Source organism: Candidatus Paracaedibacter symbiosus, assembly GCF_000757605.1.
Classification (GTDB): domain Bacteria; phylum Pseudomonadota; class Alphaproteobacteria; order Paracaedibacterales; family Paracaedibacteraceae; genus Paracaedibacter_A; species Paracaedibacter_A symbiosus.
This window is the reverse complement of sequence record NZ_JQAK01000001.1, coordinates 918,366-934,227: the sequence shown is the minus strand read 5'-3', so window position 1 is coordinate 934,227 and position 15,862 is coordinate 918,366. Positions and strand designations below refer to the sequence as shown.

The 15,862-nt window shown below is 39.4% G+C and carries 11 protein-coding genes; 3 read left to right on the top strand and 8 right to left on the bottom strand.

What is annotated here, in order from left to right; translation table 11 throughout:
- Nucleotides 1–68: 68 nt before the first annotated feature.
- Complete coding sequence (locus IG80_RS0104270; protein WP_032112703.1) at nucleotides 69–1,202, top strand: DNA alkylation repair protein; 1,134 nt, start codon at nucleotides 69–71, stop codon at nucleotides 1,200–1,202.
- A gap of 300 nt (nucleotides 1,203–1,502) precedes the next feature.
- Here the strand turns inward: IG80_RS0104270 and IG80_RS0104265 are convergent, their stop codons facing one another.
- The 3 genes from IG80_RS0104265 to IG80_RS0104255 all read right to left on the bottom strand — a co-directional run bounded on the left by IG80_RS0104265 (nucleotide 1,503) and on the right by IG80_RS0104255 (nucleotide 5,098).
- Nucleotides 1,503–1,796, bottom strand: coding sequence for a CsbD family protein (locus tag IG80_RS0104265; RefSeq protein ID WP_232224323.1), 294 nt, complete (start codon nucleotides 1,794–1,796; stop codon nucleotides 1,503–1,505).
- A 304-nt stretch (nucleotides 1,797–2,100) separates the two neighbouring features.
- On the bottom strand, nucleotides 2,101–3,345 hold the full coding sequence (locus IG80_RS0104260) for a S8 family peptidase (protein ID WP_032112702.1): 1,245 nt from the start codon (nucleotides 3,343–3,345) through the stop codon (nucleotides 2,101–2,103).
- A gap of 460 nt (nucleotides 3,346–3,805) precedes the next feature.
- Nucleotides 3,806–5,098: an MFS transporter gene (locus IG80_RS0104255; protein ID WP_052046012.1), complete on the bottom strand. Its 1,293-nt coding sequence runs from the start codon at nucleotides 5,096–5,098 to the stop codon at nucleotides 3,806–3,808.
- Between the two features lie 374 nt (nucleotides 5,099–5,472).
- Here IG80_RS0104255 and IG80_RS0104250 point away from each other — a divergent pair, with 374 nt between their 5' ends.
- Both IG80_RS0104250 and IG80_RS0104245 read left to right on the top strand, forming a co-directional pair.
- The gene (locus IG80_RS0104250) at nucleotides 5,473–6,792 is read left to right on the top strand and encodes an MFS transporter (RefSeq protein ID WP_032112701.1); all 1,320 of its coding nucleotides are present in this window, start codon (nucleotides 5,473–5,475) and stop codon (nucleotides 6,790–6,792) included.
- Nucleotides 6,793–8,142: 1,350 nt separating this feature from the next.
- On the top strand, nucleotides 8,143–11,589 hold the full coding sequence (locus IG80_RS0104245; RefSeq protein ID WP_032112700.1) for an autotransporter outer membrane beta-barrel domain-containing protein: 3,447 nt from the start codon (nucleotides 8,143–8,145) through the stop codon (nucleotides 11,587–11,589).
- A gap of 249 nt (nucleotides 11,590–11,838) precedes the next feature.
- Here IG80_RS0104245 and IG80_RS14595 read toward each other — a convergent pair whose 3' ends face one another.
- The 5 genes from IG80_RS14595 to tssC all read right to left on the bottom strand — a co-directional run.
- The gene (locus IG80_RS14595; RefSeq protein WP_052046010.1) at nucleotides 11,839–12,342 is read right to left on the bottom strand and encodes a DUF2147 domain-containing protein; all 504 of its coding nucleotides are present in this window, start codon (nucleotides 12,340–12,342) and stop codon (nucleotides 11,839–11,841) included.
- A gap of 152 nt (nucleotides 12,343–12,494) precedes the next feature.
- Complete coding sequence (locus tag IG80_RS0104235; RefSeq protein WP_032112699.1) at nucleotides 12,495–13,739, bottom strand: OmpP1/FadL family transporter; 1,245 nt, start codon at nucleotides 13,737–13,739, stop codon at nucleotides 12,495–12,497.
- Nucleotides 13,740–13,991: 252 nt separating this feature from the next.
- A complete protein-coding gene (tssE, locus tag IG80_RS0104230; protein WP_232224322.1) occupies nucleotides 13,992–14,516 on the bottom strand; it encodes a type VI secretion system baseplate subunit TssE in 525 nt (174 codons plus the stop codon).
- Nucleotides 14,488–15,054, bottom strand: a complete 567-nt coding sequence (locus IG80_RS0104225) for a hypothetical protein (protein ID WP_032112697.1) — start codon at nucleotides 15,052–15,054, stop codon at nucleotides 14,488–14,490. Before IG80_RS0104225 ends, tssE begins: the two co-directional genes overlap by 29 nt.
- Before the next feature lie 38 nt (nucleotides 15,055–15,092).
- A partial coding sequence (gene tssC, locus IG80_RS12410; RefSeq protein WP_032112696.1) for a type VI secretion system contractile sheath large subunit occupies nucleotides 15,093–15,862 on the bottom strand: 770 nt, incomplete at its 5' end.

The window sequence follows — 15,862 nt, the reverse complement described above, 5'->3', positions numbered from 1 at the left end:
TGCGGATAAAATTACCAGCGACTTTATCGGCAATGGGACTGACTTTACTATAAAAAAGGAGCACTTAAATGCCGCAACAACTGGATACCCAATCCGCCTCAAATCCTCAAGCTCTCAAACACATATTTAATAAACTTCTCCTTGAGCGGATGTCACAGGCTATAGGTAAGGTGTATCCCCCTTTTAATCAGCAATGCTTTTTAGAACTTGCGCAAGAACTTGAGACTGTTGAAATGAAGGGGCGGGTACTACTTATCCGAAATGAGCTTCGAAACCAGCTGCCGCAGGATTTTTCTCAAGCAGTGAAAATTCTTCTTCAGTCGACTGAATGTGGGGCGCTTAATGGCTTTGCTCTCTGGCCATACACAGAGTTTATTCAAGCGTATGGGCTTGAGGAAGTGAAGCTTTCACTCGATGCCCTCAAAGAATTAACGCGTCTGTTTACCTCCGAGTTTGCCGTGAGGCCTTTTTTAAAACGCCATCCTTCCTATACCCTGCAATATCTTGAGACGTGTGCCTTAGATAAGGACGTCCATGTACGTCGTTGGGCTTGTGAGGGGACAAGGCCTCGTTTGCCGTGGGGAGAACGACTGCAAGAGTTCGTGCGAGATCCTTCTCCTCCATTGCTCATCTTAGAGAGGCTGAAGTTTGATTCCGAATTGTATGTCCGAAAGAGTGTCTCCAATCACTTAAACGATATAGCTAAAGATCATCCAGACTGGGTGATAACGCTTTTATCGAGCTGGAAGAAATCGGCGGGTACCGAGGACGCTGCGAAGATTGAATGGATCATTCACCGGGCACTGAGAACACTCATCAAGAAGGGACATCCAGAGGCGCTTAAACTGATAGACGTGTCGCAGGACGCGCAGATTAAGATCACGGAATTTAAGATAAATCAAAAAAAGTTTACAATTGGAGAGCAGATCGAGTTTGAGTTCCGGCTTCAGTCTTTATCAGCTAACCCGCAAAAAGTGGTGATTGATTATATTATTCACTTCGTGAAAGCCAATCAGAGCAAGTCGCCCAAGGTGTTTAAGCTTAAAGCACTCATGCTACCAGCTAAAGGAGTGGGGCTTATTACTAAAAGCCATCATCTTAAGAAGGTGACGACTCGCACCCATTATCCAGGACTGCACTTGCTTGAAATTCAGGTGAATGGACGCGTCCTTCACCAGATGGATTGGGAATTAAGGGTGTAAGGTTTTAAAAGAGAGAAATAAGAAATAGGGGAAAAGAAGTTGTCGGTCTAATGCCTGCTAGACACAATTTGGGGGGATTACCCGACCACTTCCTTCTCATCCTTGAGAACCCAATCATTCTTTGTGCTCAGAAAATTCCTGGCAATGAAAGTCTAAGCAATGATTAAAAGATAATACTCTATCGCAACGCTTGGATAAGTTTTTCTGGGGGAATGCCTCTTGAAAAGAGGACATTCACACTTACAGGATGATATAAATAATAACCCATCTAACTGAAAAGAATATCTATGTCGCAAACTTCTAAGGGTTGTTTTCTTTTAAAAACTCATCAATATATTGCTCTGCTTTTTCTTTGTCATAGCCGTATTTTTCTTGGAGTTTTCCTCTTAATTCTTCTCTCGTCCCTTTCATATGAAGGATGTCATTATCTGTTATTTTAGCCCATTTTTTCATAACCTTTCCTTTTAAGATATGCCAATTTGCTTCGATAGTATCTTTATTTATCACTGGTTTATTTTCAGTTTTTGTTTCTTCAGCAAACGCAGGAAAGGCATTAGCTGCTAAGATGCTTACACAGAGAAAGAGCTTCTTCATTTATATATTCCTCATTTAATATAAGTTATCAAAATTAGGGTAAAGAATACCTACTCGGTAGATAAGCATTTATCACGTAAGGTTGGAGCATGAAACTTTCAAAAAAATAACATTGAAGTGACAGAGAAGGGGGGGCATCCATAGAAAAAGAGGGCTTTAATGCCCTCCTAGTCCTTTGCGATAGGTATAGATGAGCCTCACAAAGCCATAAAATTGTGTCTCGCCTTCTATAAAATATTGAAACCACCTCTATGAATCTCACAATTTAAAGACTGGAAATCAAGGCCTGAGCATTTATCTATCACTAACCCAAAACATCACCCTTTGGGACCATACATTTCAGCGCTGCTTGAATATCTAAAATGCCGGCTCCCACCTCCTCCCAGCAGTGTTTCATGCCATAATTATACTCAATTAAAGCCCTCTGCCGGAGATTTTCTATATATTGCTCTTTGTAGGTATTGAACCCTTTTTCAGATTTATCCTTTATTCTACGTTGAATAATAGCTCGTCTAAATTGAGTCCTTAACCATTCGTGACCTGACCCAGCTTTTTCAATCATCTCACGATGGAAGCGACCAGCTTCACTTGCAAGAAATCCTTCAAAGGTAATATTTATTTTATGTAAAGGTGTTGTGCGTAAAGATTGGACCATACGCTGTAAGATTTGCTGCGAAGAATGGTCGGTATAAGCTTGTTTTAAAAGTGCCGCTGCGCCGGTAACTATGGGTGTAGCGGCTGAGGTTCCCTCCCATACAATTTCCTTTCCTTTGATGCTAAGGCTTAAGATACCTTCACCCGGTGCTGTTAAACAGTATTTCGCCAGCTCTTTATTTTCAGGAACGTTGCTAAATGAGGCTCGTTGTTCATATATTTGGCTATAAGAAGAAGCTAAAACAAAATAAAAATGCCCATTCATTTCTTCTAAAAAAGGCAGGATATTTGGGTAAATTGACCTTCCTAATACTTGGCCTTCATTAGAACCAGCCATGAACACCACTATGCCCTTATCTCGGGCATAGCGCAAAGCATCTTTAACTGTTTTTGGAAAGATATATGCTATTATAGAACTTCTTAAAACTGCCGTTCTCTCGAAACCTAAAGAAACATTAATAAAGTTAACTTCATGATCTGCCATTTCTATTATAGTCTTTGCCAATTGAGTTTCATAGGATTGGTGGTCCAGTTGACCTGACCACAATGGATAGCAGCTCACAAGAATATGACAATCTGGAGCAATACTTTTAAGGGTTGACACAACGTGGTTAGGATGAGAAGAATCTTCTTCTTCTATTTTAGCAGACTCAATGGGGGCATCTATTTCAGCTACATTACTAAAACCAGAAGAATCAAAAACCCCCGTATCAATGACACCAACTTTAATACCTTTGCCTGTATACCCTTGTAGGTGTGTTTGATCTGCACCTATAATTTCTTTATGTTTGCAAACAGTATGGGGAACCTCCTCAATTTTATAAGAATAGGTAAAGGGAGAGGGGAAAAGCTCTGAAGAGAAAACAGGAGAACATCCTAAAAATATAAAAAACATTACTATAATTTTCATAGCACACAATCTCTGGTTATTTTCTTAGAAAGATATTGATGCTTATATAATTATTCTTCTTCTCTATCACCACGTAAAATATTCCAAAAATAAAAAAATGAGGCGATGCACACCTCCCTATATGAAACGGGGCCTGTTGCAAAAATTTTTGGGGAAGTGGGACTGCACCCAGGGCTTTTGCACGAAATTTTTTTCTAAGCTGAGTGAATGAAAGACACTCGATTTGACAAAATGTTTAGATAAAATCTAAAGTTTTTCATGGAAATATCATAATCTGTTAAACATGGATATTTTAGAATTGAGTTAAAACATTCCCGATCCACGACAGTGGTATCTCCTAAAGGTATCTCCTAAATAAGTCTTGCCGCCCAAAAGAAAAGAATACCCGCTTTGTCGGCCAAGCGAAAAAATCACCTCAACTTTGAGTGCTATAATTTTCCGAATATCAATTGGATTCACTATACTGTTGAGAAACTAATTCTTGGATTCCTCTTTGTTGTTTATCAAAGTGGTAGATAGAAGTGAGATGAATTAAAATTACCCCTACCAAAAAGGTTGTTATTCCTTCTATTCCATAATACTCTCCAACGAAAACACATCCATAAGATGTCAGCAAAGTAGTGACGATTCGCGAGAGAGCATAAGCGACAGCTGCTTGAGTATATCTTCCAATTGTTGGAAAAGCTTTTAAAAATAAAGCGTGAGCAGGGGTTACCCCTTCGCCTAAAATGAGTAAGCCACATTGAATTAAAAAAAGATGCACGGGGCTGGAGGCATGATTTATAAGCATAGGCAAGCAAAGAGCAAAACCTAGGAAAAGTGTGCCGCGTACTTTTAAAATTTTTAATGGGAAAATTTTAAGCGCTAACCGGCCGTACGCCAAAATAGCAAGAGCTTCTATTCCTGAGATAAAAAGATTATGGTAAATCACTTCCGCGGCACTATACCCATATTGAGTTCGTAGAATCTGCCCTAGGTAAATAAAACTAAAATAGAAATAGAGAGGCCGTAGGCATTCAACCCCCAAATAACACAGGAAGTTTTTCTTAGTCTTTTGGGAGGGAAGTAATTCACTAATTTTTTTATGTTTTGTTTTGTTTTGTAATTTCTCTTGCAGAAATTCAGGTGTTTCTCGGAGTTGGGTTCGCGCCACTGATCCAACTACCGCAATGGCGGCCCCAAAATAAAAGGCTGTTCTCCATCCATCCGCGCTATTCATAATCAAAAACACACTCCCAATTAACAGTGCAAAAGTACTTCCTAAGCTCGTAAAAAACGCAACTAAACTGGTATAAAAATAGGAACGGGGGGGAGTGGTGGACTCCGTCACATAGGTTAATGCCCCTATAAACTCTCCTATGGAAGAAAACCCTTGAAGCATTCGGCATAAAATCATCACGACCGAAGCGGTAAGACCAATTTTTTCATAGGAAGGAAGAGAAGCAATTACAAAGGAGCAAAAAGCCATAATGGATGTTGTAATAACTATCGTGGATTTTCGACCAAAATTGTCTCCAAGATATCCAAAAACCAGGGCACCTAAAGGGCGTAAAAGATAAGTTGAGGAAAAGGTAAAAGCAGCAATAAGAGAAGCAGTATAAGGATCTGTTTTAGGAAAAAATACCTCGTTGAGCACGACAGCCATATGAACATACAAATAAAGGTCAAAATATTCTAGGAAGGCACCAATTTGGATAAGAGCAAAAGATTTCTTTTGGTAAGGTTTAAGGCTCTCCATTGGCTTCTCTCACTTTTCTCATTTTTTATTTTCTTTTCATAGTTTTCTTTTCATAAATCTAATAGGAAAAAAAGGCTTCTTCTGCGTGAGTTTTTAAAAAAAATTAATGCGAATTAAGAGATAGCCAATTTCTGCTGTTAATTGAAATAGGGAGAATAAAAGTTGCATCCACTTAATCTTACTAGATTGTTTTATATTTAGTTATCTCTTAATCGAGGTGGTTTTTGGGATTTAACTCACTATAATGTCAGGTAATGTCAGATGAAAATAAAAAATTTCCGAGAATTATAGAAGATAATTAGCGTGGAGTAAAACTTTTTAAAAGTTTAAAAGTTTATAAGAAAAATATTGCTATCTAATTTCTAAAGGTCAAAATGAGTTTATTTTCCCCACTCAAACCAAACCATAAAGAAGCCATTGGATTACTTCAAATTGGAACATTTCTAGAATATTTTGACCTTATGCTGTATGTGCATTTGGCGGTTGTTTTAAACGAGCTATTTTTTCCTAAAACAGATCCCCATACATCAGCCCTTCTTGCTGCTTTTGCCTTTTGCTCAACGTATGTTTTGAGACCCTTTGGGGCTATTATATTTGGCTATATAGGGGATAATATTGGAAGAAAGTCGACAGTCATTATTACAACGATGTTAATGTCCTTATCGTGTATTGTGATGGCCAATGTTCCCACATATGCCCAAATAGGAATTACAGCGTCGTGGGCAGTTACCTTATGCCGCGTTATTCAAGGGCTCTCTTCCATGGGGGAAATAGTAGCTGCAGAAATTTACTTAACAGAAACGATTAAACCGCCCTATCAATATCCAGCAGTTGGCTTAATGGCTTGTTCTTCCGCTTTTGGAACGATGATGGCGTTAGCAGTTGCAATGATTGTGTTTTCTTTGAAGTTGGAATGGCGACTTGCTTTTTGGTTTGGCGCTTCGATTGCCGTGATTGGGACGCTGGCGCGGACTCGATTAAGAGAGACGCCTGAGTTTCTCCAATCAAAAAAGTTTATTAATAAGAGTCGAAATATTGTAAAGGGTGTTTCTTCAGATAACAGTTTTAATGAAGAGAAGAGCAAGACTTCACTGGCTTTTTTCTTAATATATTGTGCCTGGCCAGTTTGTTTTTATTTCGTCTACGTACATTGCAGCCATATTTTACAATTTACTTATCACTATTCAGCTACCGACATCATTAAGCAGAATTTTTTTGTTTCTATTGTCCAAACTATCGGGTATTTACTCTTTGCGTTTCTAAGTTATTACATACACCCTTTAAGAATATTAAAATATAAGTTATGGGCGATCTTTCCCATGCTATTAATATGTCCTTATTTACTTTCAGTTATTACGAGCGGCGCCCAATTATTCTATATCCAAAACTTTATCATCTTTTTTGCGATGACGGCAGCGCCCGCTATGCCGGTATTTATTAAAAGATTTCCTGTATTCAAAAGATTTACTTATACAAGTTTTATTTATGCTTTAACCAGGGCTTCCATGTATGTCCTCACCTCCTTCGGATTAGTCTATTTAACTGAAATTTTTGGTCATTGGGGACTTTGGCTCATCTTTATCCCTTGTGCGGCGAGTTTTTGGGGGGGAATAAAATATTTTGAAAAACTTGAAAATCTTACACAAGAACCAACTCTGAAAACAATGGGTGAAGATATTGCCTGTTTAGAGTGAAATCAATGAAAAAGTGTTCTTTACTTTAATTAATCCCCTTATTTTACTCTCCACTCCTTCTGCTTACACACCTTCTTTTATGATTAAAGAGGGAGATTCTATCAACTTGGATGGAAAATAGTTGCGTGTGGTACTTCCAGCAAATCACTCTCCAGTTGGATATGAAAAAATTATCGACTCCACACATCCTGTATCTCAAGAAGCACAGGAACAGACACGCCATTTTCTGTATATTCAATACATTCGGGCATTAAAAATGCCTTAAAGTTTAATTCTTGGGCAAGGAAAAACTTATCCTTATTTTTCTTACAAAAAAACTAACAAGAGAAGTTAAGTAAAGAAAAAACCTAAGAAAATTGTTTTCTCCTCTTGTATGTGAGTTCGCCATGATCAAATTTATGAGAGCATGAAGATGTGATTTGAGGATTTACTCTTGCTTTATAGACTTCTTTCCTAGCAGCAAGATAAGCAAGATCCTTGTCTACTATTCTTTTTCGAGCCCGTAGCAAACCCCGAGTTTGACCGACTCTGCATACTTTTTTCTTAAATATGCATTAATAAACTTAACCTCTCAGTTGGAATCCAAATGGTTATATACAATTAAATATTAATTTTTTACAAAAACAACTTGAAGTTTAATTAAAAATAAATTAAATATACCAATTATTTATGGAGAACAGCAATTTAGAACAAGCATGTTTATTGAAATTAATGCAATTTTTTACACCATTAATGTGAAACCTATTATTGCACACCTTATTTCGGAGGGGAGAGACCCCCATACTCTTACACTCAATTGTCTTAAAGTTTGTAATTATAAATACGCTTAAATATTACACTTCAAAAATTTTAAAATCTTGCGGTAAAAAAAAGTAGCTCTTATGAAAAATAGTTTTTTTAGTCAACGCCCTCTTTTATCAAAAATTGGTTATAAGAATCATTCGCGCCATTCTAAAATTGTCCTAACAAATTTTATTTGCCTTCAACATAAGCAAAAAAATTCTCGTCATTTTTATGGGTCAACGGCACTCCTATGACGTAAATTTATTTTGCTCTTCGCCTTCTTGTAAATAGTGTGATTTATTCAAGGTTTTCCGAACACATCCGTGATGAAGAATTTCAAGAGAACGAGTTTGATACATAGGATCACAACAGTCCCTTGTTATATTTTTTTTATAAAAACTTGACCTTAAATCAACATTCTTAGTTTTGCAAAAAGCCTAATAAACAAAGCTTCTCAAGGGGGTTGTAAAAACCCTCTAAGCCCTTATTACGTCGAGAAGATGAAAATGTTGAGAAGCCGAAAAGATTAATTTTCACAATTTATTGAGTTTAAGAAAAGAATTAAAGATGATAAAAAAAAGTATATATCCTCTTCTTCAATCTGCTTTCGAGAAATCTAATGATCATATTAAAAAACACTATGTTGATAGGTTTATCTCTCCTTTATTATTATCCACTTCGCTATCACTTGGGCTCATCTCATCTTCCTGTATGGCGCATGGAGGAACTACTGGAACGCAGGGCAGCCAAACCACATCTTCCACATCTACTTCCACTACTACTCTTGGTGGTTTCTTTAATAGCGACTTAGATAAAAGCAAAAATGCAACAATTGAGGATGGTATCATAGCCAAGGATAATGACCGTTATATCGGTTTTAATGCTGATTATATAGGCACAGTCACTGTTTCAGAACTCAATTCAGATTTGATAGATATCGAACTTCTGAATGTTGGCTTCGAAGGAAGAGGCGTTCTTACTATCTTGGGAGGAGGGAAAGTCAGCAGTGATAGAGTTTTTATTGGTAGCAAAGCTAATAGTGTGGGGGAATTAAATATTGGTGCGGCTTCAACCGATCCCAATGACGCAGCGCCTGCTGGAACCCTTGAAACGAACCTTGTTACTTTTGGCGAGGGCAATGGAACTCTTAACTTCAATCACCCTCATTCTAATTACCTATTCTCCGCTTTTATTGATGGAAGGGGAAGTGTGAACATTTTTTCAGGAAAAACCATTTTTACAGGGACAAATACGATTTCTGGTAAGACCACTATCCAGAATGGGGCTTTGCAAATTGGAAATGGAGGAAAAAAAGGGCGTATAGGGGGCGAGATCATCAATGACTCAGAGCTTATCTTCAATCGCTCTGACAATATCTCCTGCAGTCATATTTCAGGTAAAGGGTCGCTTACTAAGATGGGGAAGGGAGATCTTACCTTAGAAGGAGAAAACACTTATTCTGGTATAACGGAGGTGAAACAAGGTCAATTAAACATTGAGGATACCCTAAAAAACTCTCCTATTATTGTCGGTCCTCAAGGTACCTTAAATGCGAGCGGGGTGATTAAGTCCTTATCAAGCAAGGGCACTACCACTATTGGGAATAAAATCCCTACCCTTAATATTACAGAGGATGCTTGTTTTGGGGAAGATCACATTTTTATATGTAACGTTAATGCGGAAGGGCAGGCTGACCAACTCATTGTTAATGGAACAGTAAAATTAGGGGGAACTTTATCCCTCCTTATGCTTGATGATAATCTTGATGATAATATTTTAACTCCTCAAAGCTATACTATTCTTTCTTCGAAGCAAGAAATTACTACTCAATTTGCTTCCACTACTCTCAAGTCAGAGAAATTAGACCATGAAATAATCTATAATACTTATGAGGTTTTGGTAAAAATTACTAACAAGCAGATTTATGATCATAATTTTTCTACCTATAGCTCTAAAGGTTCCGATGAAAACGCTGAAAAAACGATTCTTTCAAATCACGGAAAGGCGACTTCCTTGGAAGGAGAGAGTCGAAATGGAGGGGTTTCTTTTCCCGATATTTTACCAGATGAGGAAAGTACTGAGGCAGACACGGCGGATCAGGGAGCAATAGTTAAAGATCCAGCAACCATTTCTATGGAAGTGGGGCAGGGGAATGACGTGGGGTCTCCTGCACCTGGCTTACAAGCTGAGCAGAGTATTGAGACAGACACGGCGGATCAGGTAGGAATGGTTAATAACCTACAAACCATCACCCCTTCAGAATTGGGTAATCGGACTGAAGTGTTATCACCTGCACCTGGCTTACAAGCTGAGCAGAGTATTGAGGAAGACAGGGTGGATCAGGTAGGAATGGTTAATAACCTACAAACCATCACCCCTTCAGAATTGGGTAATCAGACTGAAGTGTTATCACCTGCACCTGGCTTACAAGCTGAGCAGAGTATTGAGGAAGACAGGGTGGATCAGGGAGCAATAGTTAAAGATCCAGCAACCATTTCTATGGAAGTGGAGCAGGGGAATGACGTGGGGTCTCCTGCACCTGGCTTACAAGCTGTGCAGAGTACTGAGGCGGGTGCCTCCGACCTGGAAGGAGTAGGTAACGATTCGCAGAACACTCCTCTAAAGTTGGGTAATCGGACTGAAGTGTTATCACCTGTGCCTGCTTCACAAGCTGAGCAGAGTATTGAGGAAGATAGGGTGGATCAGATAGGAATAGTTAAAGATCCAGCAACCATTTCTATGGAAGTGGAGCAGGGGAATGACGTGGGGTCTCCTCCCCCTGGCTCACAAGCTGGAGAGATTCTTCAACAAGGAGAGCCTGTCCCTGCACTAATAATTAATACTGCCATAGAAGTTAGTTTGCCTCCACAAGAAGATCTTCCTCAATCGCAGCTACTTTTTAATGTTCCAATTGCAGAAGCTTTGGCTGCTGCTGAAATGAGCTACAGCAGCGATATTTTCTTTGCTCATACTTCTGGGAGACTCACTACTGATAAGGCCAATATGACTAATTTGTTTGTGGATCTCGTTAACCATACTAATGCCTCTCTTAAACACGAAATATCACAAATTTTTGGTAAAAAAACTGCTTCGTCTTATTTAACGAATCCCTTCAGTCCGTTCCCTGAGAGCAAACAGCTGCCTCCTTCTTTTAGGTTAAAGCTTGATAAAGTCACTTTTTGGATCCAGAACGATGTGAGGAATTTTTCCCATAATAACATCGCTAATATTAACGAAGGTTCTGCCCTGGGAATTCTTGCCAACACTTATGCTACCAATCTGGGAGCCGATTATGCGTTTAATCCCAATCTGATATTAGGGGTAATTACAGGGTATAGTTACACGAATTATAAATTCAATAAGGGGTATGGAGAAGGGGGGATTAATAGCTATCGTTTTGGTTTCTATGGAATTTGGTATCCTGCAAAAAACTGGTATGTTAATGCTTTTACCGGCTATGGATATCATATATTAAAAGATCAAAAAAACTCTTTAATAGGCGTATTTAATACTAGTCAGAAGCAGTGTTCTCACCATGTTAATGCCACTATTGAAGCAGGGTATGACTTTAAATTGGCGGATGATTATACTTTTACCCCTTATGCTGGAATCGGCAGCCTTTACTTTTATCAACAGGGGAAGACAACGCAAGAAAAGGGGGCTATCAACGCCAAAGTTTTATCCTCTCATGCCCCTTTCATTCAAAGTAAATTAGGGGCGCAAGTCTCTAAGATGTGGATGCTTAAAGACACTCAAGCCTATGGTTTTATTAAGTTAGGGTATACGTATAGAAAAGCGTTAAATAACAACCAAAATGCTCTACCAAATTTTACAGGCAAACAGGGAAATGCCATCGTTTCAGTTAATAATAAACATCGAAATCTTTTCAATTTTGGCGTAGGAACAACACTTTTATTTAAGAACGCTATCTATATCAGTGTCGTATATGAAGGAGAAGTTAACATTGATCAACGCTCTAATAAGGGGTTAATCCGTCTAGGATGGAAATTTTAATTTTCTTTTCCTCACTTATGTGTTTGGGCATAACATTCATAGTACGTAATTAAGAACCTCTGGGTTGATTCAAGAGATTTGAAGTTTTGCTATGGATGCTCTCGCTCTGAAGGGAGTTGATGGCTGTTTTCTGCGAAGTTGGCGTATTGTAGACCAAAATGCTATGCTTAGGCTATATCCTCAGCGCTTAAATTTCGAGGAGATGGCCCATACTGAGGCCAAAAAAGCAGAAAACCTACTTAAGTTAACCTATTTCAATAGTTCATCTTTACCAATTCGGTGCCACGTCTGGGTTTTCCCGAGGAGGGTGATGAGGACGTATCCAGTCAATTTCATCACTTTTCCTGCTTCTGCAATCTCAAACTGAGCGCTATAGGTTTTTCCTTCTTTTGGATCGTAAATTTCCCCATCAGTCCATTCCATCCCTTCGGAGTTCTTAAAATTTTTCATAATTTCCATGCCCATGAGTGGACGGCCTTCAGGGTCAACTTTTGGTTTGCCAGTTGTTGGGTCATTTGGCTCTTCCAGCGCAACAATTTTACCGCAAACAGTTTTTTCACCACATTGATAAACATGTATTTTTGAGGCAAGTTTTCCTTCAGATCGTTCAGTTTGCCAATAACCATCTGGAGAAAAAGGATTGGGAAGATTAGCTGCTTGGTGTTGTGGATTTTTTTCAGGAGTTTTTGCTTGAACACTGGCCATAAAACCAAAGACACTCAACACAACGATGCCTGTTGATGAAATCTTCATGGGAATCTCCATTTACATCTTAAATTTTAAAAATCTAATAAAAAATTATAATTGATAGGTGGTTAATAATTCCTTTTAAAAATAAAAAAGAGAGTTTCAATGAAACTCCCTTTTCTCAATAAGTCACTTTTATAAGTCACTTTTAAATTAGCTTAGAATTTATAGTTGACTTGGATGCTGATAAGATCAGCATGTTCTTTAATCTTACCATTAAGCGCTGGTTTAGCTGGAACACCGTTTAAAGATGAAGCAGTTTGTTGGACTGGCGCATTTTTAAAGAATTCATGACCATAACTCAAACTGAATTTCCAAGAGTTAACTTCATAAGACCCACCAACAGCCAACCAAGTTTTGTTGTTATCTGGAATACCAGGAACACGGTTTGCTTTTGCTGTGGGGGTATAGTCAAATCCTAAACCACCACGCACAGTCCATTTGTCATTAAATTTATAGTCTGTCCCAATGCTGATAAAGTTTGTATCTTCCCAGCCGCCAACGATCTGGGAAGGTGGTGCTGGTGTATTCACAATAACAGAAGAAATACTTGACCAGTTGGTACGGATGAAATCTCCATAAATGGTCCACTTTGAAGTGGCATTATAGCTACCGCTCAAAGTAATAGTGGTTGGAAAGCTCACCTTTGCTGACGCAGGGCCGTTGACCAAATTAGCTGAAGGGTATGGGTTTTCAACCACGAAGTCGCCAGAAAGACGTGCTGTTGAACGGGTTTTAATGGACACACCAAAACGAATATCTTGTGTTGGTTCAACCAAGACACCAAACGTACCCCGGACGAGCCAGTCATTCCCTTTTGCAGTACCAAATGTAGTGGGAAGGGAGAGAACAGGATAGCTGCTGAACTTCACATAAGACCATTGAACATCCATACCAGCGCCCAAGGTCAACATTGGATTGACCTTAATAGCAAGGCTTGGAGAAAAGGCAACTGTTTTCAAATCTGATTCAACAACGTAATTTTTTACGTCTGAGTTGCGACCATAGTTAAAAGCAAGCCCATAAGGAGTGGTAATCGCCAAACCGACTGTTGCACAAGGATGAATTTTAGCGGCAAATGCAGCAGCACCTGTTCCTGTGAATTTATTTTTTACGATATTCCCTGTGTTTAGGCCTGTATTGAGATTTGTATATTTAACATTTCCCAAAATACCCGTACCACTCAAGGCAGCTTCAAAACGACCACCTTTAGCACCAATTTGTGATAAAATGGCTGGGTTATTGTACATGGCAAGCGGATCGTTAATCACAGCACTACCAGCATTTGCCTGCCCTTGAAGAACAGTGCTGTTTACTTTAACACCAAAACCGCTGGCATTAGCAGTGGAAGTCGCTGCAACACCAAGGCTGAGGACGGAAGAAAGTAGAAGTAAACTTCTCATTTACAATTCCCTTAAATTTTAAAAATTGATCATCAATTAAAATGCTAGTCAATTTTGTTTAAAAACAAAAATAAATTAGTACACAGAAAATGTTGGATTATATCAAAGTGTTGCTATTTTGCTGCTAGTAGATTGGTAATGAAAGATGAGCAATTTGTCGTTTTTCGGGGTAATTTTTCCATCAAGTCCGCGGGGCAACGCCAGAAGGGGATGGCATTTTCACAGTTTGAAAGGAGAGGGGCATAAAAACTTTTAGGCAGAAATTGTCATGGGGAAAGTGATTTCTTGTTGGTATTCAGGGATAGCAATCAAAGCAGAGATAGCGGCATTGAGGGTCTGTTCTTGCTTGTTAAATTCAAGAATTGTGACTTTGACATTGGTTAGTCGCGGCTCAAAAATACCAATGGCGACTTCGCAAAGTCGGGCAATGCGGGGGCGATGGCCACTATTGGTCCCATCATATTGGGAAAAGTCGGCCAATCCAAAAAGCTGGACGAGGCCCCTATTTTCAGGGAGTGTGGTAAGATCGTCAAATTCGGCATGTTTTGCGTTTGAGCGAGTATTGAGGATACGAAAAACTTCCCGTTCAATTGATTGAATCAATTCAAATTTATTGTAATAACGTTTACAAGGAACTTCTGTTTCTTCGTCGGGGGTGTGATCGATTAATCGGTCGAATAAAGGAATGGGAGCCCCGCTTTCGCGTTTGGGCTCCGCCAGGGCTTCCTTAAAGATGTCTCGTGTCAAATTACTCACCAGTGCCTGTTGTGTAGTCAAACTTGGACACAGCTTGTCCTTCTTTGCTACCATCTTGCTTGTACTTAATAATCGTATTTTGCCTTGTTTCAGGTCGGAAGGAAATAATAATTTCATCAAGTTGCTGTTGCATTGAATCGATTTTGCAATTTGTATATTCGATTTCTTGCAATGAGACTTTCAAATCGCCCACATTCGCAAGTCGCACAATTTTAATAAGAGCAATGTTTGCGCCAGTGTTCATCTTGGTTTCCAATGTCGGAATAAAGATACCCGCTGGCAAAACAATCAACACATTAGAATGTTGGACCGCTGCTGTAGAAAACAACTGGTTGCCGGTCCGTCCTTTTGTCATGCGGCCCTGCTCGGCATACCAACCGTATAATTCTGAAAACCCCTCAAAATTTTCAATTGTTGAGGATAATAGATCATCAATCTCAATCATCCATTCTGGGGTTGATACATTATTCATATGACGAATATTTGGGTCCACCATTGGGATAGAAGAAGTTCTATCAGCGAGTTGGTGGGATCCATATTGACCTCTATTTGTCGACATCTTCAATTCTCCTCGAAATTAATACCCTATACATCTACTTATTGCGCTGGTGGTGGTAATGTCGCGACCAGACGAATCGATGCTGTCAAGTCTTCCATTTGGAAATGCGGCCTTAAGTAAACCACAGAACGATAGGATCCGGGTTTGCCTGGAATATCGTAGACGTCGATACGAGCTTCGCGCAAAGGATAGCGAGATTTAACTGACTGAGGCGCATCATCATTCAGCAAGACATAGTTGGCAATCCAAGTGTTTAAGTATTGCGCCACATTGTCTTTCGTCAAGAAGCTACCAATCTTATCGCGCATGATCACTTTAATATAGTGAGCAAATCGCGATGCATTCAGGAGGTAGGGTAAGCGTGCTGAGAGATTGGCGTTAGCTGTTGCATCATCCAGGTTATAAACTTTGGGACGTTGGGTTGTTTGACCCCCAAAAAAGGCGGCGTAGTCTGTTCCCTTACAGTGACACAGTGAAATGAAACCAAGGTCGCTTAATTCTTTTTCACGACGATCAGTAATCGCTGTTTCTGTTGGACATTTTAGCGCAATGTCACCATCAGTTGTCTTAAAAGTATAAGCAGGAAGCCCTTCAACAATACCGCCGCCTTCAACGCCGCGGATCGCTGCTGTCCAGCCAAAGTGAGCAAATGCATTCGTGATTCTCTCCCCTAAGATATAGGCTGGATTGCCCCAACAGAATTTTTTGCTATCGGCACCAGCAACATCTTCTTCAAAATTCAATCCTTCGGCAGGAAGCGTATTCGCGCCGTAAGGCAAGCGCATCAGGACTCGTGGCAGGACGAGGG

Excerpts from the sequence above, each read along its gene's own strand:
- IG80_RS0104225 (WP_032112697.1), bottom strand. The coding sequence starts at position 15,054 with ATGTCGACAAATAGAGGTCAATATGGATCCCACCAACTCGCTGATAGA.
- IG80_RS0104265 (WP_232224323.1), bottom strand. The coding sequence starts at position 1,796 with ATGAAGAAGCTCTTTCTCTGTGTAAGCATCTTAGCAGCTAATGCCTTT.
- IG80_RS0104245 (WP_032112700.1), top strand. The coding sequence starts at position 8,143 with ATGATAAAAAAAAGTATATATCCTCTTCTTCAATCTGCTTTCGAGAAA.
- IG80_RS0104270 (WP_032112703.1), top strand. The coding sequence starts at position 69 with ATGCCGCAACAACTGGATACCCAATCCGCCTCAAATCCTCAAGCTCTC.
- IG80_RS0104250 (WP_032112701.1), top strand. The coding sequence starts at position 5,473 with ATGAGTTTATTTTCCCCACTCAAACCAAACCATAAAGAAGCCATTGGA.
- IG80_RS0104235 (WP_032112699.1), bottom strand. The coding sequence starts at position 13,739 with ATGAGAAGTTTACTTCTACTTTCTTCCGTCCTCAGCCTTGGTGTTGCA.
- IG80_RS0104260 (WP_032112702.1), bottom strand. The coding sequence starts at position 3,345 with ATGTTTTTTATATTTTTAGGATGTTCTCCTGTTTTCTCTTCAGAGCTT.
- IG80_RS0104255 (WP_052046012.1), bottom strand. The coding sequence starts at position 5,098 with ATGGAGAGCCTTAAACCTTACCAAAAGAAATCTTTTGCTCTTATCCAA.
- IG80_RS14595 (WP_052046010.1), bottom strand. The coding sequence starts at position 12,342 with ATGAAGATTTCATCAACAGGCATCGTTGTGTTGAGTGTCTTTGGTTTT.